The sequence below is a fragment of the Dokdonella immobilis genome, from assembly GCF_900115085.1.
GTDB lineage: Bacteria > Pseudomonadota > Gammaproteobacteria > Xanthomonadales > Rhodanobacteraceae > Dokdonella > Dokdonella immobilis.
The window spans coordinates 1-19,581 of the sequence record NZ_FOVF01000046.1; the positions used below are offsets into that span (position 1 = coordinate 1).

General features: G+C 66.7%; 21 protein-coding genes. 11 read left to right on the plus strand and 10 right to left on the minus strand.

Translation table 11 applies throughout. The annotated features are described in order from the left end of the window. A partial coding sequence (locus BM125_RS20505; RefSeq protein ID WP_217647926.1) for a hypothetical protein occupies positions 1–251 on the plus strand: 251 nt, incomplete at its 5' end. A gap of 48 nt (positions 252–299) precedes the next feature. Here the strand turns inward: BM125_RS20505 and BM125_RS18660 are convergent. Further along, positions 300–2,225 carry a serine/threonine-protein kinase gene (locus tag BM125_RS18660; RefSeq protein WP_092410822.1) on the minus strand — a complete coding sequence of 642 codons (1,926 nt, stop codon included), beginning with the start codon at positions 2,223–2,225 and terminating at the stop codon, positions 300–302. Positions 2,226–2,501: 276 nt separating this feature from the next. Beyond that, on the minus strand, positions 2,502–3,509 hold the full coding sequence (locus tag BM125_RS18665; RefSeq protein WP_245778994.1) for a chorismate transformation FkbO/Hyg5 family protein: 1,008 nt from the start codon (positions 3,507–3,509) through the stop codon (positions 2,502–2,504). 105 nt (positions 3,510–3,614) lie between these two features. Between BM125_RS18665 and BM125_RS18670 the strand changes: the two genes are divergently transcribed. Beyond that, entirely contained in the window at positions 3,615–3,905 is a 291-nt protein-coding gene (locus tag BM125_RS18670) for a phosphopantetheine-binding protein (protein WP_092410824.1), read from the plus strand. A 31-nt stretch (positions 3,906–3,936) separates the two neighbouring features. Here BM125_RS18670 and BM125_RS18675 read toward each other — a convergent pair whose 3' ends face one another. Beyond that, a complete protein-coding gene (locus tag BM125_RS18675) occupies positions 3,937–4,644 on the minus strand; it encodes a 4'-phosphopantetheinyl transferase family protein (RefSeq protein ID WP_245778995.1) in 708 nt (235 codons plus the stop codon). Positions 4,645–4,948: 304 nt separating this feature from the next. Here BM125_RS18675 and BM125_RS18680 point away from each other — a divergent pair, with 304 nt between their 5' ends. The 6 genes from BM125_RS18680 to BM125_RS18705 are packed head-to-tail and all read left to right on the plus strand — an operon-like array spanning position 4,949 to position 10,259. Then, positions 4,949–5,689, plus strand: coding sequence for a COG4648 family protein (locus BM125_RS18680; RefSeq protein WP_139225111.1), 741 nt, complete (start codon positions 4,949–4,951; stop codon positions 5,687–5,689). Further along, positions 5,679–5,981, plus strand: a complete 303-nt coding sequence (locus tag BM125_RS18685; protein ID WP_092410828.1) for an ApeI family dehydratase — start codon at positions 5,679–5,681, stop codon at positions 5,979–5,981. The genes BM125_RS18680 and BM125_RS18685 overlap by 11 nt, the downstream gene beginning before the upstream one ends. Further along, the gene (locus BM125_RS18690; RefSeq protein WP_092410830.1) at positions 5,978–6,934 is read left to right on the plus strand and encodes a lysophospholipid acyltransferase family protein; all 957 of its coding nucleotides are present in this window, start codon (positions 5,978–5,980) and stop codon (positions 6,932–6,934) included. The genes BM125_RS18685 and BM125_RS18690 overlap by 4 nt, the downstream gene beginning before the upstream one ends. Then, positions 6,855–7,511: a LolA-related protein gene (locus BM125_RS18695; RefSeq protein WP_139225112.1), complete on the plus strand. Its 657-nt coding sequence runs from the start codon at positions 6,855–6,857 to the stop codon at positions 7,509–7,511. Before BM125_RS18690 ends, BM125_RS18695 begins: the two co-directional genes overlap by 80 nt. A gap of 8 nt (positions 7,512–7,519) precedes the next feature. Continuing rightward, positions 7,520–9,841 carry an MMPL family transporter gene (locus BM125_RS18700; protein ID WP_092410858.1) on the plus strand — a complete coding sequence of 774 codons (2,322 nt, stop codon included), beginning with the start codon at positions 7,520–7,522 and terminating at the stop codon, positions 9,839–9,841. Beyond that, the gene (locus BM125_RS18705) at positions 9,831–10,259 is read left to right on the plus strand and encodes a hotdog family protein (RefSeq protein WP_092410834.1); all 429 of its coding nucleotides are present in this window, start codon (positions 9,831–9,833) and stop codon (positions 10,257–10,259) included. Before BM125_RS18700 ends, BM125_RS18705 begins: the two co-directional genes overlap by 11 nt. A 136-nt stretch (positions 10,260–10,395) precedes the next feature. Here BM125_RS18705 and BM125_RS18710 read toward each other — a convergent pair whose 3' ends face one another. From BM125_RS18710 to BM125_RS18735, 6 genes are all read right to left on the minus strand, one after another. After that, complete coding sequence (locus tag BM125_RS18710) at positions 10,396–11,571, minus strand: ABC transporter permease (protein ID WP_092410836.1); 1,176 nt, start codon at positions 11,569–11,571, stop codon at positions 10,396–10,398. Then, complete coding sequence (locus BM125_RS18715; protein ID WP_092410838.1) at positions 11,568–12,302, minus strand: ABC transporter ATP-binding protein; 735 nt, start codon at positions 12,300–12,302, stop codon at positions 11,568–11,570. Before BM125_RS18715 ends, BM125_RS18710 begins: the two co-directional genes overlap by 4 nt. Continuing rightward, positions 12,299–13,840: an alpha/beta hydrolase gene (locus BM125_RS18720; RefSeq protein ID WP_092410840.1), complete on the minus strand. Its 1,542-nt coding sequence runs from the start codon at positions 13,838–13,840 to the stop codon at positions 12,299–12,301. The genes BM125_RS18715 and BM125_RS18720 overlap by 4 nt, the downstream gene beginning before the upstream one ends. Positions 13,841–13,912: 72 nt before the next feature. Continuing rightward, a complete protein-coding gene (locus BM125_RS18725; RefSeq protein WP_092410842.1) occupies positions 13,913–14,095 on the minus strand; it encodes a helix-turn-helix transcriptional regulator in 183 nt (60 codons plus the stop codon). Between the two features lie 8 nt (positions 14,096–14,103). After that, positions 14,104–14,511, minus strand: coding sequence for a hypothetical protein (locus BM125_RS18730; RefSeq protein ID WP_092410844.1), 408 nt, complete (start codon positions 14,509–14,511; stop codon positions 14,104–14,106). Positions 14,512–14,597: 86 nt separating this feature from the next. After that, a complete protein-coding gene (locus BM125_RS18735) occupies positions 14,598–15,347 on the minus strand; it encodes an FAD-binding oxidoreductase (RefSeq protein WP_092410846.1) in 750 nt (249 codons plus the stop codon). Between the two features lie 82 nt (positions 15,348–15,429). Here BM125_RS18735 and BM125_RS18740 point away from each other — a divergent pair, with 82 nt between their 5' ends. Both BM125_RS18740 and BM125_RS18745 read left to right on the plus strand, forming a co-directional pair. After that, on the plus strand, positions 15,430–16,365 hold the full coding sequence (locus tag BM125_RS18740; protein WP_092410848.1) for an ABC transporter ATP-binding protein: 936 nt from the start codon (positions 15,430–15,432) through the stop codon (positions 16,363–16,365). Further along, positions 16,362–17,144: an ABC transporter permease gene (locus BM125_RS18745; protein WP_092410850.1), complete on the plus strand. Its 783-nt coding sequence runs from the start codon at positions 16,362–16,364 to the stop codon at positions 17,142–17,144. The genes BM125_RS18740 and BM125_RS18745 overlap by 4 nt, the downstream gene beginning before the upstream one ends. 157 nt (positions 17,145–17,301) lie before the next feature. On the opposite strand, the gene BM125_RS18750 is transcribed toward BM125_RS18745, so the two are convergent. Next, positions 17,302–18,087, minus strand: a complete 786-nt coding sequence (locus BM125_RS18750) for a TatD family hydrolase (protein ID WP_092410860.1) — start codon at positions 18,085–18,087, stop codon at positions 17,302–17,304. 141 nt (positions 18,088–18,228) lie between these two features. On the opposite strand from BM125_RS18750, the gene BM125_RS18755 reads away from it, so the two are divergent. After that, the gene (locus BM125_RS18755) at positions 18,229–19,425 is read left to right on the plus strand and encodes a hypothetical protein (RefSeq protein WP_139225113.1); all 1,197 of its coding nucleotides are present in this window, start codon (positions 18,229–18,231) and stop codon (positions 19,423–19,425) included. Positions 19,426–19,581: the final 156 nt, after the last annotated feature.

Consider the following 19,581-nt stretch of genomic DNA (forward strand, 5'->3'; position numbering starts at 1 on the left):
CGAAAAGCATCGCGCGTGAACGCGCTCCTACGAAGAGCGGACGACCTGTTGCGCGGGCCTCGATGGCGCTTGACGCGTTTCTGCTTCGTTGTTGGTGGCGCGAGCTTCGAATGCCGCCGCTGCGTTTCCGCTTCGCTGAATTTCGTTGTAGGAGCGGCTTCAGCCGAGATGCCTTTTCTCCCACGCTATCGAACAGCATCGAGCCTGAAGGCTCTTCCTACGGGGAGCGTGCGAGGCGACAAACCGGGTGAACGAAAAAAGGCGGGCCGAGGCCCGCCTTTTTCCGGATTGCGAAACACTCAGCCGCGGCGGCGCGAGCGGAACTCGTCAAGTCTGCTGTCGACCGCGTCGAGCAGCGGTTCGACGGCTTCCTGGGCTTTCTCGGTCGCGTTCAGCGTGCTGAAATTGACCTGTTCCATGCCGCTGCTCCAGAGCGTGCTGCCGTCCGAAACGCGGTAGGCCTTGACGCCCATCTGCACCGTGTACAGCGTCGAGCTCTGCCCGTAGTAGTTGAGCTGCTGTGAACCGATCGGCTTGGCCTGGACGAAGACCACGGCGTCGGCGCGGCCACGCAGGGAGCCCATGTTCGGCTTGCTGCCGGAAGCCTCGCCGGCTTCGATCACGCGAAAGCCGCGCCGCTGCAGCAGGCTGACGATGGCGTCGCGGGCCGGTTCGGTGATCACGTCGTCACCGCCGACCACGACCGCGATGGTCGGCACGTGCGGTCTGGGTGGCGTGGTCACGGTCTTCTTCGGCGCCACCATCGCGACATCGGTGGCCTCTTCGGCGCGTGGCATGGGCACGCTGTCCGGCGCGTCTTCGGAGGCGCGTGCGGCTGGCAGATCGCGCAAGGCGTCGACGTCGGCCTGCGATGCCCGTGGACCCGGACCCTCGGCACCATTGTCAGCGACTGCATCGGTTGCCGGCATGTCGGTGCTCGAATCCGGTACGCCGTTCGTATTCGACGATGGCAGCGAATCGTTCTGCCCCGTCGTGGCCGGCGTGTTCGTGACGGTTGCGGTCGAAGCCATCGCATTTGCGGTGTTCGCATCGGTTGCTGCGACCGGATTGCTGCCGAGTCCGCTCAGGCCGGGGATCTTGTCGCGGAACGCCCAGGCGCCGCCGATCAGGCAAAGCACGAGAATGGCGGCGATCGCGATCGGCAGCGCCGCGCTGCTGCGCTTGCCCCCCACGTCGGTCGGACGATCGAGCACGGACTGGCGCTCGAAGGCCGGCTGCGCACTGCCCGGTGCGGTGGCCGCCGGGGTGTGCGCGGGCGGCATCGGCTGCGCCGACGGCGTGATCCGGGTGTTCGCCACCGCGGCATTGGGAACCGGCGTCCTCTGTCCGATCAGGGTTGCGGCTGCCGCCGAGACCTTCGGCACGATCGTGATCGGGCCGCCCTTGGCGACCAGCGGATGCGCGGCCAGGTCCTCGGCCAGCTCATGGCAGCTCTGGTAGCGGTCTTCCGGTTCCTTGGCGATCATCTTCGACAGGATCCAGGCGATCTGCTCGTCGACTTCGCCATTGAGCTGGCGCACGTCGGGAATCTCCGCGCGCACGACCTCGAGCATCAGGCCGAGTGGCGACTCGTCGGTGAACGGCATGCGTCCGGCCAGCATCTCAAACAGCACGATGCCGAGCGAGAAGATGTCGGAGCGGCGGTCGACCTGCTTGCCGAGGCAGACTTCGGGGGAGAGGTAGCCCGGCGTGCCGACGAATTCGCCGGTCGAGGTCAGCTTCTTGGAGATGTCCTGGTTCGACAGGGCGATGCCGAAGTCGGCGATCTTGATCGTGCCGCGGCTCGAAACCATCAGGTTGCCGGGCTTGATGTCGCGATGGATCACGCCCTTGTCGTGCGCCGTGGCCAGGCCCATCGCGGTCTGGTAGATGATCTTCGCGGCAGGACCCACCGGCACCTTGTGCTCGCGCTTGAGCAGGGTACCGAGCGACTCGCCCTCGACGAACTCCATGACGAAGTAGGTCTGGCCCTCGTCGTCGCCGATGTAGTAGATCTGGATGATGTGCGGATCGTTGAGCGCGGCCATGCTGCGCGCTTCGCGCAGGAAGCGTTCCTTGACGCCTTCGTCATGGGCGAGCGAATCAGCCAGTACCTTGATGGCGACATAGCGGTTGAGCGAGGACTCGTGGCCCTTGTAGACCACGCCCATGCCTCCTCGACCCAGCTCGGCAACGATGTCGTAGTGTCCCAAACGCGTTTTCATGGTGTCTCCGTGGCGCCAGGCGCCGGTAGTGATGCTGCGGTGACAAATGCTAGCACCGGGTTCCTGCAGATATTCGTCCAACGCATCGCAACGAAAACCGGGTTTCCAGCACGTAGGGAGTGTGAACCCGGTCACATTTCGGCTGAAGTTAGCACACCGCGGGGGATTTCTTGCGCCCGGGCCGGACCTCCCTGCGCTGCTGGTGCGCCGCACAATCGACGGGCCGCGCCCTGGTTCGGGGCGGGCCCGAGAGCCTCCGGCGCGAGCCGGTTCGACTCAGACCTGGATGCCGTCGATTTCGATGCTCAGGTCGTGCCGGCAGATATCGCCGAGCAGGATCATGCGACCGGGCGCACCGGGATGGCGCCGATCGATGTCGGCGAGCACGGCGGCAGCCTCGTCGGCCTGGCGCAGGTAGATCTTGAGCAGGGTCGCGTCGAGCCCCCGCGCCGAAATCTGCGGGCCCGCCGCCGCCAGCAGTGCATCGAGGTTGAGCAGGGTTTCCTCGAGCTGGGCAGGCGTGTCGCCGACGTGCTGCGAGCGATGCCCGACCACGGCAGCCGTGCCCGAAACCAGCAACTGCCCGGCCGGCGTCCGGGTGGCGCGGGCAAAGGTGGGCGCGACCGGACCGTATTCGCGCGGGTAGGCCCAGGCGCTGACCTGACGCGGGTTTTCGACGGCGACACCGGGCAGGCGGGCGGCCAGGCCATACACCTGGAGGACACGCACGCCGTCGCGGCGGCCGATCGCCGTGGCGGCCGAATAGCCGTTGCGCGCCGCCGGGGTGATGCCGCGGGCGCGACCGCAACAGAAATGCCGGTAGCGCTCGTCGTCGCCGTCACCGAGGTTGATGGCGTCCATGTAATTCCACAGGCGCAGGATGTGGCCGTCCGAGCCGTCGCCAAATCGAAACTCGGCGAGGTATCGGCAGATCTCCGCATAGGCGTGCTCGGCTGCCGCATCGAGGCCGCCACAGGCGGACTCATCGACTTCGATGGCGAAGTACAGATAGTCGTCATCGGCACTCCAGGCGAGCGCGCCGTGGCGCCCGCTGCTGACCGGACCGTGGCCTCGCCAGACTTCGAGCTGCGGCCTGCCGAGGGGCTCCAGTCCGATGCGCAGGAAGCGAGGGTCGGTGCATGCCGGGCGGGCGCTGCCAAAATCGATCACGGCCAGCACATCGCGCTCGGCCAGCAGGCTCTGCGCAGCTCCCTCGACGTAACTTGCGCGCAAGGCCGGCAGCGGTTTCGTCGTCGGCGTGGTTGTCGGTTCGATCAGTCGCACGATGGGAAGGGTCGCCGGTTCCGGAAGGCGCCGCAAGGTGGGCGGTCGCGGATGATACACTGCGGCGCCCAAATCCATTGACAAACTGAACAGGCAGGCCATTCCGTGACCGACGTACAGGCATCCACGCAACAATCCCCCGCCGAACTGGAGCTCGCCCGACTCGTGGTCAGCAGCCTCAATATCGAAGGCGTCCAGGCGGATGCCATCGATCCGGAGGCGCCATTGTTCGGTGAAGGCGATCTCGGACTCGATTCGATCGATGCGCTCGAACTGGCACTCGCGGTTTCCAAGCACTACGGCTTCCAGCTGCGTTCGGACAATCCCGACAACCGGCAGATCTTCGGCAGCCTGCGCGCGCTGTCGGCGCACATCGAGCAGCAGCGGGCCCGCTAGACCGACGCCGCGTCCGTATAAACCGGCGGGCTCAATCCGCCGCAGCCTCCGCGCGCAAACGGAAAGTCCGGACCTGCAGCGAGGGTCCGCGCCAGGCCAGCGCGCCGGCGTGGCCGGGAGCCGGCTCGAATCGTCGCAATTGCCATTCGTTTGCGTGCCCGGCTTCCTCCGCGATCGAGCGCAGGGCGACCGCTTGCGTGCCCGGGACGATCTCGAAGCGGACCCGATCCAGTCCGAACGACAGGCCACGACCGAGCGACTTGAGGACCGCTTCCTTGCAGGTCCACAAATGCATGAAGGCGATCTCGCGCTCGTCCTCCGCCAGGGCATCGAGCGCGGCCGCCTCTTCGGCGGCGTAAAACCGCCGGGCCAGATCCCGGGTCGAGTGGCGGCGGCTGATCATCTCGACGTCGACGCCGATCTCGTGGTCCTTCGCGAACGCGAAGACCACGCAACATCCCGAATGACTCAGGTTGAAATGGGGGAAGCCCGCTTCGGCCACGAACGGCTTGCCGTGTTCGCCGTGGGCGATCGACGGCGCAACGTCCGTGCCGGCGTAGGCCTGCAGCAGCCGGCCGAGCGCGCGGCGCGCCAGGGCCGAAACCTGGCGCGGGGGAAATGGCTGGTCCATGCGCCACAGCCACAGATGCAATTCGTCGGCCGCCAGGGCGACGGGAAGTTCGCGGTCGGTGAAATCGTCGGCGGTCCACGCTTGCGCGATTCCGTTGGTTCCGGTCACGGATGCGGCTCCGCGCTGGCCCGGATGCGGCGTCGCGAGCCGGTTCCGGGTTGTGCGCCCGGTCGCCTGTGGCGGCCAACCCGATCCTCGCGGCAGCGCATGCCGGCCCGCTGCCATCCCTTCGCGCGCGGGTGCACACGCACCGATGCCGAAAGGCATCGGGGCACGCGCACAACGTGGCTCTCCTGCGGATTCATGGTGGTTTTCCGACCCTTGATTAGCTCGGTGCGCCGGCTGCGGCGAATCGGCCGGTGGCAGCGGCCATGTTACATTTCCGCTCCGTTTCCCGGGCGAAAGCCTCTCCGTGCCTGCAGACCGCCCTCTCCAACCCGAGCCGCCATCGATCACCGCAGTCATTTCCCAGCTGCGCGTGCTCGCCCTGGCCTTGTGCTATCTCGCCCTCGTCGCCATCGCCTGGATCACCGGCAACGACCTGCTCTCGGCGATCTGCGTCGTGGTCCTGATCAGCGCAGTGCTCGCGCCGCGCCTGGGCCCGCACGCGCGCGGACTGTGGATCCTGTGGCTCGCCCTTGTCGGTGGCGTGGTCGCGCTGACCTTCGCCGGACACGCTCGGACGGCGCTCGACCTCGTGCCGCTGGCGGTCAACCTGGCCCTGGCCGTCCTGTTCGGCCACACCTTGCTGGGGGGGCGAACTCCGCTGATCGCGCGCGCCATTGTCGCCATCGAGGGGCGAGAACACCTGGCCCTGCCGAAAGTGGCCGGCTACGCGCGTGCGCTGACCGCCGCATGGACCGCGCTGTTCCTGATCCAGGCGCTGACCTTTGCCTGCGTGCTCTGCGGGTGGCTGCCGGGAGCCGATGGCAAGGCTGCGTCGCGCGGCTGGGCGCTGACCTGGCTGCATGTCGGCGGATTCCTGTTGCCCGCCGTGTTCATGCTCGGCGAATACGGATTCCGTCGCTGGTACCTGCGCCACGTGCCACACATGCCAGCACGGCTTTTCTTTGCGCGCCTCGTGCACAACTGGCCGCGCCTGTTGCACGACAGGGACATCATCCCCGAGCGCGGAGCGCGGCATGTCGGCTGATTCGATCGAGTGGATCGAGCCGCTGTCCGTGGCGGCCTCGCATCCGTGCCTGCCAGGCCATTTTCCGGGCCAGCCGGTGGTGCCGGGTGTGCTCCTGCTGGACCGGGTGGCTGCGCGCATCGAGCGCGAGCAGGCCGGGCGGCTCGGCAGGATTTCCAGCGTCAAGTTCCGTTCGCCCTTGCTACCCGAGGAGCAGGCCGAGCTGCGCATCGTCCTCAACGGTCGTCGTGTCGACTTTCGCGTGAGCCGCGGAGAAACGCTGCTGATGAGCGGCGAGGGCGAGCTGGCATGAGCGCGCACTGGAGCGAGCACCGCGAAGGCGGCAGTCGTTTCGCGCTGTGGCTGATCCGCACCTTCGGGCTGCGTTTCGGTCGATCCTGTTCGCGTCTCCTGCTCTATCCGATCACGCTGTATTTCTTCCTGCGCCGCGGCGCCGAGCGACGTGCGTCCTACGACTACCTCCAGCGCATCACCGGGCGGCCGGCCAACTGGCGCATGGTCTATCGGCACATCCATTGTTTCGCCGCGACCATCCTCGACCGCATTTATCTCCTGACCGATCATCTGCGCAAATTCGACGTGCGCACGTTCGGGCTCGATGAACTGCACGCACAGATGCGCCCCGATCGCGGCATGCTGCTGCTCGGCGCGCACGTAGGCAGCTTCGAGGCATTGCGCGTGCTTTCGCTGCAACGCCCGGACGTCAAGGTGCGCGTGGTCCTCAATACGCAGCAGACGCCGGCGATGACCGAGCTGCTGCATGCGCTCAACCCGGAGATCGCGAAGAACGTGATCGACGCCTCGCGACCGGGCCACGAAGTCGTCTTCGCCCTGCACGACGCGATGCACGAGGGCGCCCTGGCGACCCTGCTCGGCGATCGCGCGCGACCCAACGAAGCGACCATCGAGATCGATTTCCTCGGCGCGCCGGCGCAGTTTCCGATCGCCCCGTTCCTGATCGCGAGCATGCTCAAGGTGCCGATCGTGCTGTGCCTCGGCCTCTATCGCGGCGGGCGAAGTTACGACCTCGTTTTCGAGACGCTGGCTGAACAGCTCGACCTGCCCCGGCGCGGCAGGGAGGCCGAACTGCGCGCTTTCGTGCAACGCTATGCGGAACGGCTCGAACACTACGTGCGTGCCTATCCCTACAACTGGTTCAATTTCTATGACTTCTGGAAGACCGATTCGACTGGCCACGCTGAGCCTGCTGAGCCTGTTGCTGCCGTATCTGGCGAACGCGGCTGACATCGACGCCGCCGCCCTGATCGGCGGCCTCAAGCGCGAACTGCCTGCGCGCACCGCGTATACCGAGGTGCGCTTTTCGCACATGTACGATCACGCCCTGATCGCGCGTGGCGAACTCGAATATCTCGGCCCTGGCCAGCTCGGCAAGCGCGTCGATTCGCCGTACCAGGAAACCACGACGATCGTCGATGGCGAAGTCACCCTGCAGCGCGGCAAGCGCAAGCCGCGCCAGATTTCGCTCGAGCGCGTGCCCGAACTGGAAGGCTTCCTGCGCGGTTTCAGCGCCCTGCTCGGCGGCGACGTCGCCGCCGTGCAGCGCGATTTCGAGCTGACCAGCAGCGGCGACACGAGCCAGTGGCGGCTGCGCCTGGCGCCACGCGATCCTCGCCTGAAGAAGCGCATCGACGCGATCGAGGTCGACGGCAGCGCCGACAGCGCTCGCTGCTTCAGCATCCTCGATGCCGATGACGACGCCAGCATCATGCTGGTCGAGGGCCTGGCAACCGCGACGCTGCCCGAGCCGCTGACCCGGCGCAAGGTCGAGAGCGCCTGCCGCGGTGGAGTCGCCGCGCAGTGACGGCAGCGATGCGTCGGCTGGTCCTGCTGGTGGGCTGGATCGGCGTGTTGGCCGTTGTCACGGCCTACACCGTACACACGCTGAAACTGAGCACCGACCTGCGCAGCTTCATGCCACCGGCGCAGACGGCGGACCAGAAGCTGCTGATGGAGCAGATCGGCGAAGGCCCCGGATCGCGCCTGCTGCTGCTCGCGATCAGCGGCGCCGACGAGGCCCGTCTCGCCGAGATCAGCCGATCCTTCGTTGCTGCCTTGCGGGCCGATCCGCATTTCAGCCAGGCCATCAATGGCGAATTCGACGCCGGCATGCTCGACGAGCGCCTTTTGCCGTACCGCTACCTGCTGAGCTCGAGCTTCGACGAGGCGCCGCTCGACGAGAGCGTGCTGGCCGACGAATTGAGCCAGCGCGTCGAGGACCTCGGCTCGCCGGCCGCAACCCTGCTCAAGCCGTTGCTGCCGCGCGACCCGACGCTCGAGATCATGAAGCTCGCCGAACGCTGGTCGCCGCCGAAGGCGCCGCTGGTTCGCGACGGCGTCTGGTTTTCGCCGGAAGGCGAGGCGCTGCTGCTCGTGCAGACCCGTGCAGCCGGTTTCGATCCGGCCGCGCAGGGCGAGGCGATCGATGCCATCCATGCCGCCTTCGATGCGTCCCGCGGTGCGCAGGCTGACGCCAGCCTGGTGATCAGCGGTCCGGGCTACTTCACGGTCCTGGTCAATGCGAGCACGCGCGGCGAATCGGAGTGGCTCGGCCGGATCAGTACGGTCGGTTTCATCGTGCTGCTGCTCCTCGCCTACCGCAGCGTGGCCGTGCTCGGCCTGGCCGCGCTGCCGATCGCCTCCGGTGCGCTGGCCGGCGTCGCCGCAATCGCCGCCGTGTTCGGCACCATGCATGGCATCACCCTGGCCTTCGGCTTCACCCTGCTCGGGGTGGCCCAGGAATACCCGATCCGACTGCTCAGTCATCGCCGTGCCGGCGAAACCGCGCTCGAAAGCGTGCGCGGCCTGTGGCCCCTGTTGCTGACCGCGATCGCCTCGGCCTGCATCGCCTACCTCGCCTTCTTCGCCTCGGGCGTGACCGGACTCATGCAGCTCGCCGTGTTCACGATCAGCGGCCTGCTCGTCGCCGGCTTCAGCACGCGCTACCTGTTGCCGCGGGTCTTGCCGGCGAAATTCCGCGATGCCGCCGACACGCCCGGTCTCGGTGCGGTCTGGAACTGGCTCGAGAGCCTGCCACGGCCGCGCTGGCTGCCGCCCTTGCTGCTCGCGATCGCCGCGCTGATGCTGGGATCGGCGTCGACGCCGTTCTGGCAGAACGACCTGGCCGCGCTGACCCCGGTGCCGCAGGACCTGATGAAACGCGAAGGCCGCTTGCGTGCCGCGCTCGGTGCGCCGGACGTGCGCTACCTGCTGATCGTCGAGGCGGCCGATGCCGAAGGCGTGCTCGAACTGTCGGAAAAGGTCAGCCCGCGCATCGATGCCCTGGTCGCCCAGGGTGCGGTCGGCGCGGCCGAACTGCCGAGCCGCTACCTGCCGAGCCTGGCCACCCAGCGCGCGCGCCAGTCCCGACTGCCCGATCGCGCTGCACTCGAAACGATGCTGGCCAGCGCCAGCGCCGACCTGCCGTTTCGCCAGGGCCTGTTCGCGCCGTTCGTCGATGATGTCGAAACGGCGCGCAGCCTGGAACCGCTGACCCCGGCCCGTTTCGCCAGCTCACCCATCGGTGCGCGCATCGAGGCGATGCTGGTCAAGCGCGGCGACCATTGGCTCGGCCTCGGCACGATCATCGGCATGCAGGATCCGGCGGCGTTCGACGCATTGGCCACCGAAACCAACGACGCGGTGCGCCTGCTCGATCTGAAGGGCGCATCGGAATCATTGGTCGCGGCCTATCGCGAACGCATCCTGCGGGCCTTCGGCATCGCCATCGTGCTGCTCGTGGCCACGGTCTTCATCGCCTTCCGCGACCTGCATCGGGCCTGGCATGTGCTGGCACCGATGACCCTGGCGACGATCCTCGTGCTCGCCGTGCTGCGCTTCGGCGGGACCTCGCTGTCGTTGTTCCATCTGGTCGCCCTGACCCTGGCCGCAGGCCTTGGCCTGCACTACGCCCTGTTCTTCGAGCGCACGACGCCGGATGCCGCCGAAGCGCGACGCACCCTGCATGCGACCCTGGTCTGCGTGATCTCGGCCCTGCTCGTGTTCGCCTTGCTGGCCTGGTCGTCGTTGCCGGTGCTGCGCGCGATCGGCCTGACCGTCAGTCTCGGCGTCGGTTTCCACTTCTGCCTGTCGATCCTGATGGCGCGCAAGGGACGCGCCCGCGATGCTGGATAAATCGGACTGGGGCCACCTGATACCGCACCAGGGCACGATGTGCCTGCTCGATGCGGTCGTTGCGTGGACGCCCGAGGCGATCCATGCGCGCACCGATTCGCACCGGCGCGCCGACAATCCGCTGCGCAGCGACGGCATCCTGCGCGCCGTCCATCTGTGCGAATACGGCGCCCAGTCGATGGCCGTGCACGGTGCCCTGGTTGCGCGCGCAGCCGGACTCGGGGCGGCCCCGGGCTTCCTCGTTTCCCTGCGCGGCGTCTCGCTGGCGCTGGCGCGCATCGATGACCTCGACGGTCCGCTCGACGTGCATGGCGAGCGCCTGCTTGGCAGCGAGGCGAGCTGGCAGTACGCCTTCCGCATCGAACATGCGGGGCGCGAAATCGCCGCGGGCCGCGCCGCGGTGATGCTGCGCCAGTAGCCATTCGTCCCGCGCCTCGTGCTCGGCCCCGGGGCGACTCAGGGTGCCGGCGCATCCGGGCTGCGCAGGCCGGCCCGCAATTCCAGTCTTCCGCGACGCCGTCCGGCGGCAGCGCCGGACGCGCCACGCAGCCTGCTCAGGTCGAGATGGCCAGGCGCTCGCCCTGGTAGATCCGCGCCGTGAGGAAATAGACCAGCACGGCCGCGATCGAGGTGCAGAGGAAACAGAGCCCGACGCTGCCTGCACTGACGATCTCGCCGCGCATCAGGCGCGTGATCGTGATCTGCTGGCCGACCAGCGGCACCGCATACATCCAGGTCTCGACCTTGAACGGAAACAGCGACATCAGCATCGTCGGCACGGCCGGCACGAACATCAGCAGCGACAGGTAGGTCTGCGCTTCGCGAAAGGTCTTGGCGAAGGCCGCGGCCAGGGTCTGCAGCGAGGCGATCAGGAACACCAGCGGCAGCATCGCGAGCAGGGTCAGCAGGGCGAAGTGCGGCCCGATCGAAAGGGTCATGCCGAGCTTCTCGGTCGGCATGAACTGGCCGGCGAACGAGAACGCGATGATGCTGAGCAGCAGGGTGGTCAGGGCGAAGGCGCTGGTTGCGCCGAGCTTGCCGAGCAGGATCCTCGAGCGCGCAACCGGGTTGGCGAACAAGGGCTCCAGCGACTGCCGCTCGCGCTCGCCGGCGGTCGTGTCGATCGCCAGCGCCATGCCGCCGATGAACGCGCCGAGGATGAAGAAGTACGGCAGCATCGAGAACATCATGCCGCCGCGTGCCTGGGCGGTCGACTGGTCGCGGTCGGCGACGACGAGCGGGCGCAATATCGTCGGCGAGAGGCCGCGTGCGACGACGCGCAGGGTCGAGGTGCGCTGGCCGTAGCCATCGAGGATGCGCCGCAGGCGCGAGACCGAACCCTGGGCATCCCGCTGCGACTCGTCGTAGATCAGCTCGACCTGGGCCGGCTCGCCCTTGCTCCAGGCCTCGGCATAGGTATCGGGAATGCGCAGCACGAGATCGGCTTCCTGGTCGCGAACGGCCCGCTCGGGGTCGGGCAGCGGATCCTTGACGATGATGCCGCTCTGCTTCAGTGCATCGATCAGGTTCGGCGCGTGGGCGGCGCCGATGACCGGCACCGGCAACGGCTTTTCGGCTTTTTCGAGTTCGCGCGAGACGATGCCGTTGATCAGCAGCACGAAGATCAGCGGTGCCATCAGCGGGCCGGTCAGCAAGGTGTTCATGACCGTGCGGCGGTCGCGGATGTTCTCGCGCACCTCCTTGAGGAATACGGTGATGCTGGTCTTCATGCGGCGAGTCCTTCTGCGGAACCGATGACCTTGACGAAGGCATCTTCGAGATTGGTCGTGCCTGCCTGCTCGCGCAGCGCATCCGGGGAGGCGTCGGCGACGACATGGCCATGCGCGATCACGACGATGCGATCGCACAGCGCAGCGACCTCCTGCATGATGTGGCTCGAGAACAGGACGCAGCGACCCTCGGCTTTCAGGTGCCTGAGGAAGTCGCGCATGGCGCGTGTCGCCATCACGTCGAGGCCATTGGTCGGCTCGTCGAGGATGCAGTTCTTCGGGTCGTGGATCAGGGCCCGCGCAATCGCGGTCTTGACCCGCTGGCCCTGGGAAAATCCGTCGGTGCGACGGTCGATGATCTCGCCCATGTCGAGGGCCTTGACCAGGCCATCGATGCGGCGGGCGATGGTGGCCTCGTCCATGCCCTGCAGCCGGCCGAAGTATTCGATGTTCTCGCGCGAGCTCAGGCGCTTGTACAGGCCGCGCGCATCGGGCAACACGCCGAGGCGCTTGCGCACCGCGATCGGATCGACGGCTGCGTCGATGCCGTCGACCAGCACCTGGCCCTGATCGGGCTTCATCAGCGTGTAGAGCATGCGCAGCGTGGTTGTCTTGCCGGCGCCGTTCGGGCCGAGCAGGCCGGTGATTTCGCCGTCGCGTGCGCTGAAGGAAACGCCGTCGACGGCCTTGACCTCGCCGAACGCCTTGGTCAGTCCTTTCAGTTCGATCATGGTGCCGCTCCGTTGAAATCGATGAAATGCGGAATCGGCCCGAGTTCGTCGACGCAACTCGCGTCGAGCGATTTCGGTTCTCGCCTGTCCATGAACTCGCTGACCAACCGGGGTAGGCAGCCGCGCCCGATCACGTTGTGTCCCTGGCCCCTGGCCACGATCAGCTTCGCGTTGGCCAGGGTCTTTGCGACTTCCTCGCCATAGCGCGGCGGCGTCACCGGATCGAGTTCGCCTTCGAGGATCAGCACCGGCGCGTCGCCGCTGGCCGGTTCTCGGAAATCCGCGGGTCGCATGCCGCGTGGCCAGATCTCGCACTGCGTGCGCGCGACATCGACGAGCAGGTTGCCGAGCAGGGTCTGCGCGGTTTGCGGATCAGGCTTGAGCAGGTCGGCGTCCTCGGCGCACAGGACCGAGAGCTGCATGCCGTTGCCGACCAGGGCTTCGACGCCCTCGCTCAGTACGCCGATCTGTCCCATCAGCGGCACGTCGTTGCCGGCCAGCGACTGCTGGATCGTATGCGGAATCAGCGCCGCGGTTTCGGGGCTGTAGGCGAACATGCGCACGAGGCCGGCCATCGCAGCGGCATCGAGGCGTCGGGTCTGCAGCGTGAAGTTGACCGGATCGGGGAACTGCACGCTGCGCGGTGCAGCGCTCAGGCTGTCGCGTAACTGCATCAGGCTCGCGTACGGATCGGGAAAGGCCTTCGCGCAGGCCGGTGCCTTCGCGCAATAGGCGAACTGCGCCTTCAGCGCGTCATCGAGGTTGCGCGCGAACTCGTTGCCGAGCACGAGCGAGTTCGGCGCAACGCTGTCGAGCACGATGCTGCGCACGCCGTCGGCATGACGGCGCAGGTACTGCTGGGCGACGCGCGTACCGTAGGACACGCCGACCAGGTCGAACTGCGGCGCGCCGAGCGCCTGGCGCAGCGCTTCGAGATCCTCGACCGCATCGGTGGTCGTGTAGAAGCGCGGGTCGGCATGCTGGCTGACCTGCTCGAGGCAGGTCCGCGTCGCGGCCCGCGTGCGCTCGACGTCGAAATCGAGTGCCTCTTCCTGCTCGGCCATGGCCTTGCAGTCGAGGGCGTTCGATTCGCCGGTGCCGCGCTGATCGAGCAGCAGGACGTGCCGATGCTTGCGCGCCGGTCCGAGCGAAGCCGCCATCTGCGGCCAGGTATCGATCGCCGACTGGCCCGGCCCGCCGGCGAGATAGACGATGAAGTCGTCGTCGGCCGCCTGCGCGCTGCGGATCAGGGCCAGGCGCAGGTCGATCTGGCGGCCGCCAGGCGCGGCGCGGTTCTCGGGCACCCGGAACGGTGCGCAGTAGGCCTCGGTGGTCGCCGCTGAATGTGCGCGCGCGAGCTCGCAGGCGTGGAACTCGAGCTCACCGAAGCGGAAGACCTCGGCGTTGGCCGCGATCCGATAGCGACCGCTTGGGCTCTCCCCGTGGGCGGAGCCGGCAGTGCGCTTCTGTAACGCGGCATAGCCGAGCATCACAATCACGAGGAAAGCGATGATGGCGATGCGTTTCTTCTGGTTCATGGCAAAAATTCCCTCGATTTCATTCTGGACCGCTCTTTCATCGCCCAGTGTCGCTCCATCTGCGAATCGTCCTCAGGCATCCGGATCGAAAATCCCTTCGATGGGCTGGCCGAACAGGCGCGCGATGGCGAACGCCAGCGGCAGGCTCGGGTCGTACTTGCCGGTCTCGATGGCGTTGACCGTTTGCCGCGAAACATCGAGGCGCTCGGCCAGCTCGGCCTGCGACCATTGGCGTTGCGAACGCAGTTCGCGCATCCGGTTGATCAACGGTAGTGCCTCTGTGCGCGGACCCGGGCCAGTACATAGGTCACAGACAACGCCGGAAACATCCAGATCAGCACGCTGCTCCCCTTGATCTCGAAGACCTGCGCGGAAACGAGAAAGCCCAGGCTGAGGCAGGCCAGTCCAACCACGAGGGCGGCGACCGCCAGCGCCTCGAGGTCGATGCGCCGCTGCAACTCGTCGCTGGCCCGGACCAGGTGCAGCACTTCCCGGATCGCGAAACCGATCGGGATCAGCGGCAGCAGGCTCACCATGGCGCGCAGGCTGGTCGGCGCATCGGTCATCGGGCCCTTGAGCAGCCAGACGCTGAGCGCGGTCGTGGCCAGATAGGCGAAGGACGCGAAGGCGCAGCCGCGAAGGCGACGTGAACAGGCTTTGCGGATTTCCATGGCGGTCCGGGTGTCAAGTAAGCTTGACACAGGCTAGCGACCGATCCGGCGATATGTCAAGCGACCTTTACATCGCGGCGGGGCGATCAGCGCGAGGAGATGTATTTCTCGCGCCGGATATGCGGCACCGGCAGGCCGATGTCCTTGAGCAGGCCGAAGCTCTGGTCGACCATGTCCGGATTGCCGCACAGGTAGACGATGTCGCCGGCCACATCGGGCTTGAGCGCATCGATGGCGACTTGCACGCGCCCCGCGGTATCGCCCGGGCGCGGCAGCGCGCGCGGCGTGCGGCTGAAGCACGGATGGAAACGGAAGCCCGGATTCGCCTCGGCGAACGCGGCGAATTCCTCGCCATAGAGCAGGTCGCCCTCGTTGCGCGCGCCATAGACCAGCTCGAACGTACAGCCGCGAGTCCGCGTAAGCCGGGCGATCAGCGGAAGCATGGCCCGGTACGGGGTCACGCCGGTGCCGGTGGCGACCAGCAGGTAGCGTGAGTTGGTGTCGGCGTCCATCAGGCAGAAGCGCCCATAGGGACCGCTCGCATCGACCGTGCCGCCGACCTCGAGATTCGACAGCAGGTCGGTCGCTGCACCGCCGTCGACGTAGGACACGGCAATCTCGATCCGGTCGATCGGCGTGGCATCGCCCGTGCCGACCGTGGCGACCGAATAGCTGCGCTTGGTCGGCTTGCCGTCGGCGTAGTTGAAATGGATCTGGATGAACTGGCCCGGGATGAAGGCGAACGGTTCGCCATCGGCCCGCTCGAAGGCCATGTGGCGGACGGCAGGGGCGATCATGCGGGCGGAAACGAGGCGAAGCGGGAAGTGTGCGGCCACGGCAGGAACAGTCAGGGTGGGTGGCCCGCTATACTATCAGGGCCATGACGGCCTCCCCGCATCAACCATCCCGCCAATCTCCATGAGCAATGTCCCCGCGCTCGAAATCCACGAGCTGCGCAAGATCTATGCGACCGGCGTCGAAGCGCTCAAGGGCGTTTCGCTCAGCGTGCAACCCGGCGACTTCTTCGCCCTGCTCGGCCCGAATGGCGCCGGCAAGTCGACCCTGATCGGCATCGTCAGCTCGCTGGTCAACGCCAGCTCGGGTTCGGTCAAGGTGTTCGGCGTCGACATCGACGCGAACCGCGAAGCCGCGATGCGCCTGCTCGGCCTGGTTCCGCAGGAAGTCAACTTCAATTTCTTCGAGAAGCCGTTCGACATCCTCTGCAACTACGCCGGCTTCTACGGCATTCCACGCGCCGAGGCGAAGCTGCGCGCCGAGCAGGAATTGCGCCGCGCCCAGCTCTGGGACAAGGCGCACACGATGGCGCGCACCCTGTCCGGCGGCATGAAGCGGCGCCTGATGATCGCCCGCGCGATGATGACGCGCCCGCGCCTGCTGATCCTCGACGAGCCGACCGCCGGCGTCGACATCGAGATCCGTCGCGGCATGTGGCGCGTGCTCAAGGAGGTCAATGCAGCCGGTACCACGGTGATCCTGACCACCCACTATCTCGAGGAAGCCGAGAGCCTGTGCCGCAATCTCGCCATCATCGATGGCGGGCGCATCATCGAGAACGGTCCGATGAAGACGCTGCTGGCCAAACTCGACGTCGAAGGCTTCCTGCTCGATATCGACGGTGGCCTGCCCGCCGAGCTGCCGCACATCGAAGGCGTGACGCTGCGTGCCGAGGACAGCCATACGCTGGATCTGGAGATGCCTCGGGCGATGGACCTCAACGGGGTCTTCGCCGGACTCGACGCCGCCGGCATCCGCGTGCGCTCGATGCGGACCAAGACCAACCGGCTCGAGGAACTGTTCGTGCGCCTGACCGGCGGCAAGGAGGTGGCGGCATGAGCGGCGAACAGCGCCACCCGAACCTGGTCGCCCTGCTCACGATCGTGCGCCGCGAAGTGATGCGCATCCTGCGCATCTGGGGCCAGACCCTGGTTCCCCCGGCGATCACGATGACCCTCTACTTCCTGATCTTCGGCAGCCTGATCGGACGTCGCATCGGCGACATGGGCGGCTACGACTACATGGACTTCATCGTGCCGGGCCTGGTCATGATGTCGATCATCCAGAACAGCTACGGCAACATTTCCTCGAGCTTCTTCGGCGCCAAGTTCGGCCGCCACATCGAGGAGATGCTGGTCAGCCCGATGCCGAACTGGGTCATCCTCGGTGGTTACGTCACCGGTGCCGTGCTGCGCGGCCTGCTGGTCGGCGTGATCGTGCTGTGCATCGCCATGCTGTTCACGCATGTGCGCATCCCGCATCCGCTGGTCACCATTGCCACGGTGTTGCTCGGTGCGACGATCTTCTCGCTGGCCGGCTTCGTCAATGCGGTCTATGCGAAGAAGTTCGACGACGTCGCGATCGTACCGACCTTCATCCTGACCCCGCTGACCTACCTCGGCGGCGTGTTCTATTCGGTCAGGATGCTGCCCGACTGGGCGCAGACCCTGACCCATGCCAACCCGGTGTTCTACATGGTCAACGCGTTCCGCTACGGCCTGCTCGGCACCAGCGACATCCCGGTCGGCATCGCCTTCGGCCTGATGGTGGGTTTCGTCGTCGTCCTCGGCACGCTCGGCCTGTGGTTGCTCAAGCGCGGTGTCGGTTTGCGCAGCTGACCCAGTCGGCCGCCGCCGCTTGCGGCAACTCGCTTGGCTCTCGTAGGAGCGCCTTCAGGCGCGATGCTTTTGGCGGCGTGGGTGAAAGGCATCGCGCCTGAAGGCGCTCCTACAAGGAGAGCGCGGGGCTGAGCGATCCGACTCTGTGATCGAGCTTTCAGAGATTGAAGAACGCCGTTGCCGTTGCCGTCGCATTCGCCGCGGTGACGTCGACATCCTCGCCGCGATCGCGGGCGAGTTCCTCGACGATATGCTTCAGGTACATCGGCTCATTGCGCCGGTGCGAGGGCTTCGGCGTGACCGTGCGCGGCAGCAGGTACGGCGAGTCGGTCTCGATCATCAACCGATCGGCCGGAATATCGCGCACGAGTTCGCGCAGATGGGTGCCGCGGCGTTCGTCGCAGAGCCAGCCGGTAATGCCGATATGCCAGCCGGCATCGAGGTAGTCGACCATCTCGTTGCGGGTGCCGGTGAAGCAGTGCACGACGACATTGCCGAGCCGGCCTTCGAAGGCCCTCATCACGGCCATGAAATCGTCATGCGCGTCGCGCTGGTGCAGGAACAGCGGTTTGCCGCAGTCGGCGGCGATCGCGAGCTGGCGCTCGAAGGCCTCGATCTGGGCGGTCTGCGGAGAGTAGTTGCGGTGGTAGTCGAGCCCGGTTTCGCCGACCGCCCTGACCTCGTCGGCCAAGGCCAGCTCGCGCAGCAGGGCATCGGTGGCGTCGTCGTAGTCGACGGCGTGATGCGGATGCACGCCGGCGGTCGCGAACAGTTCACCCGGATGCGCCCGCGCGATCGACAGCGCCATGCGGCTGCCGGCCGCGCTCGCGCCGGTCACGACCATCTGTGCGACTCCGGCCTGGCGCGCGCGCGCCAGGACCTGATCGAAGTCCGGCCGGAACGATTCGTGGGTCAGGTTGGCTCCGATGTCGATCAGCTGCATGGCACAGGGCTGCGCAAAAGGCGACATTATGAGCGGCCGTCCGGGCGCTGCCCAGCCCACACATTCCGCAATGGTTCACATCGGATTCACTACCGCATTGCGAGTATCCTTGTGACCGCTCACCCCTGTCCGGAGACCTCCATGTTTGCCTCTTCCAGATTGCTGCTGGCCGCCGCGCTGTTCGCTACGGCCGTATCGGCCGGGGCGCAGACCCGCACTTCCACACCCGTCGGAGTGAATCCCTCGGAGCGAGCCGCGAACGTGCAGAGCCGGCATCACGCCCTGATCTCGCGCACGGCCGGTCCCAAGTCGACAAATGCCATCAATACAGCGACGCCGGTCCTTCCAGTCGCCAATCCGGTTCGCGCCTATCCGCCGAGCTGCCTCGCCGATCCGCTGCCCGATCAGACCTTGGGTCCGGTCTACAGCAAGGCCGTGGTCCTGCCCCAGGTGACGGCAAGTACCGGCCAGATTTCGGGCTCGGAGTCGGTGACGATCAAGGTCTGGCGCGTTGCCTGCAGCAGCTCCGAGTTCTTCACGTCGGCGACCCTGTTGCGGATCGAGCGCAGTGGCTCTCTCAATGGTCGCCTCGACATCTATCCGCTCTTTCCTGCGGTCGAGGCCGCCCAGGGCAACATCGTCTTCAGTGATGACCCGGACTACCTGCTCAACCTGGTGCGCATTCCGACCGAACCGAACACGGTCATTGCAGACACGCTGACGTTTTCACCGGTCCCTTTCAGTTCCACCTTCGTGCTCGAGAACTACGACTCCGCATCGGCTGGCTTTTTCGACTTCAACCTGGCCTTCTCGCTGCGCTTCGACAATCTCCTGACGGGCGGAAACAGCGATCTCTACTTTCTCGACGTTCCGGCCTACAGTCCAACCGTGGGCACCTACCCGGCGGCCTTTCAGAACCTGCCGATCTCGGGCTACATGAGCACCAACTGGTTCGACCCGGACGCCGGTGGCGAAGGCATCATCCTTCAGATCTACGAGGTCGGCGGCGACACCCAGAACCTCGTCGTCTCGTTCACCTGGGCGGCCTACGATCCGAGCGGCATCCCGTTCTGGCTGTCGGGCCAGGTCACCATCGCGCGTGGCGCAAAATCCGCCAATGCCACGATGTTCTACCGGACCGGCGGTGGCCTCGGCGGCAATGCCGGTGAGGCGAGCGAACCGATCCCGTGGGGCACGGCTACAGTCTCGTTCCCCGATTGCAACACGATGGTCCTGACCTACGCTTCGACCCAGGGCCTGCCAGCGGGCGTCCCGACGGGCAGTGGGACGCGCACCTGGAGTCGCATTGCCAACGTCAATGCACTGAGCTGCGAGTGACAGGCTGAGCGACATGTCTGCGTGGAAAACGGCGCGGTCACCCGCGCCGTTTTCTTTTCTGCGCCCGCATCAGCCTGATTGTGACGTCGATCCAGACGAATCCGGGCTATTGCACCCGATCCGGGGCGAGCCGCTTGTACCTTAACCGCGGGCTAG